General features: G+C 66.5%; 1 protein-coding gene and 2 pseudogenes. All 3 read right to left on the reverse strand.

The genetic code is table 11. The features are described 5' to 3' along the window. Positions 1-664: pseudogene (locus tag EN925_RS32900) on the reverse strand (signal recognition particle-docking protein FtsY); the annotation flags it as partial. A 12-nt stretch (positions 665-676) separates the two neighbouring features. Continuing rightward, positions 677-1990 carry a tRNA (N(6)-L-threonylcarbamoyladenosine(37)-C(2))-methylthiotransferase MtaB gene (mtaB, locus tag EN925_RS32905; RefSeq protein WP_013528840.1) on the reverse strand — a complete coding sequence of 438 codons (1314 nt, stop codon included), beginning with the start codon at positions 1988-1990 and terminating at the stop codon, positions 677-679. Next, positions 1990-2162 (reverse strand): annotated as a pseudogene (locus tag EN925_RS41100) (diaminopimelate epimerase); the annotation flags it as partial. The gene mtaB and the pseudogene EN925_RS41100, both read right to left, overlap by 1 nt.

Here is a 2162-nt window from a genome sequence, read left to right on the forward strand (position 1 = left end):
CCTTCTCCCCGTCGCTATACGGGGAGAAGGTGCCGGCAGGCGGATGAGGAGCGGCGCCGGCCTCTGAAGACGGCTGAAGAGGGGACGGCGCCGGTGTGGGCACCTCGATCGGCGCTGGTGTTTCTGCCGGAACCTCGGCCGGCGTCGGCACTTCGACTGGTGCCGGCTCCGGCCGCTTTTCCGGGCGTGACGGGACGATCTCCGGTTCGGCCGGCGCCGGCGCTGGGACTTCTTGCGGCTGCCGTTCGGGCGTGGGTTCGGGAGTCGCAGGGGTGAGCGGAACTTCCTCGGGCGCCGGCGGCTCTGGAGTCTCTGGCGCGGGCGCCGGTTCTTCTTTCGGCGCGGGCTCCGGCAGAGGTTCCGGCTCGGAGGGAACAGTCGGCTCCGGTGCTGGCGGGATGGTCGGCTCCGGCGCGGGCACCGGTTCCTCGACAGGCGCCGGTTCCGGCGCAGGAATTACCTCCGGCTCGACCGTCGGCGTCGTTTCTGCCTCGGGCCGCGGCTCATCGCGCTTCAAGAACTCCGGGACGACCTGTTCGGCCGCCGGCTTCAGCGCATCGAGTGCTTCCCATTTGATCGGCGGTAGCGGGGCGGTCTCGTCGATCCGTTCCTCGACCACCTCTTTCTTGCCGAACGAAAATATCTTCTTGAAAAAACCAGCCATGCTTTGCGTTTCTCAGGCGGCGCGGGCGGCAAGCGGCGCCGCGATCAGCCTGGTACCATCGTGGCCCGATATATCGGCCTCGACGATCTCACCCGGTGCGCCCGTGCCGAGTGCGGCAAGCGTAAAACCCTCGGTGCGGCCAAGGCCGTCTCGCTCGATCAGGATCGACTGACGCGTACCGGTGAGCAACGACAGATGCCTGACATAGGCAACTTCACCGGCGGCGCGCAGCCGGGCGGCGCGCTGCTTGACCACCTCGCGGCGGAGCTGCGGCATGCGCGCGGCAGGCGTGCCTTCGCGTGGGCTGAAGGGGAAGACGTGGAGATGGGTCAGGCCACACTCCTCGACAATTTTCTCCGAGTTCTCGAACATTTCGTCGGTCTCGGTCGGGAAGCCGGCGATGATGTCGGCGCCAAAGACGATACCGGGGCGCAGTTTGCGCACATCCTCGCAGAAGCGGATCGACTGATCGCGCAGATGCCTTCGCTTCATGCGCTTCAGGATCATGTCGTCGCCCGACTGCAGCGACAGATGCAGATGCGGCATCAACCGGGGCTCGGTGGCGATGGCGTCGAGCAAATCGTCGTCGGCCTCGATCGAATCGATCGACGACAGCCGCAGGCGCTTAACATCGGGCACCTGTTTCAGGATGGTCTTCACCAGTTTGCCGAGCTTCGGCGCGCCCGGCAGGTCGGCGCCGAATGAAGTCATGTCGACGCCGGTCAGAACGATCTCGGCATAGCCGTTGCCGGCGAGCCGCTTGACCTGCTCGACCACGGCGCCCATCGGCACCGAGCGCGAATTGCCGCGGCCGTAGGGAATGATGCAGAAGGTGCAGCGGTGGTCGCAGCCGTTCTGCACCTGGACGAAGGCGCGTGCGCGGCCCTCGATGGCGTCGACCATGTGGCCTGCGGTCTCGCGCACGGAAAAGATATCGTTGACGCGCGCCTTCTCGGTGTCGTTGACGCCGAAATCCGGCAGCGCGCGGTAGGAATTCGCGTTCAGCTTCTCTTCATTGCCAAGCACGAGATCGACCTCGTCCATGGCGGCGAATTTTTCAGGCTCGGTCTGCGCGGCGCAGCCGGTGACGATGATGCGGGCTCGCGGGTTGTCGCGGCGCGCCTTGCGGATCGCCTGCTTGGCCTGGCGCACTGCTTCGCCTGTCACGGCGCAGGTGTTGAAGATCACGGCGCCACCTTCCAACGCGCCGAGGCCCGCACTTTCAGCCTCGCGCCGCATCACCTGCGATTCATAGGTGTTGAGCCGGCAGCCGAAGGTGACGACATCGATCCCCGGGGACGCCGGGCTCTTGGGCAGAGCGGACATCAGGCCGCGCTTTCAGTGTCGCGGGCCCATGTCCCGATCGACGGGTCGAAGTTGCCGGAAAATTCCCATTCGGCGGCGCCGGTCAGGACCACGTGGTCATCGTCGCGCCATTCGACATGCAGCGTGCCGCCGCCTGGCGTCCACAGACTGACGCTGCGGCCGGTCCGGGTGG

It is taken from the genome of Mesorhizobium sp. M7A.F.Ca.US.006.04.2.1 (genome assembly GCF_004022915.1).
In the GTDB taxonomy this organism is placed as follows: Bacteria; Pseudomonadota; Alphaproteobacteria; order Rhizobiales; family Rhizobiaceae; genus Mesorhizobium; species Mesorhizobium ciceri.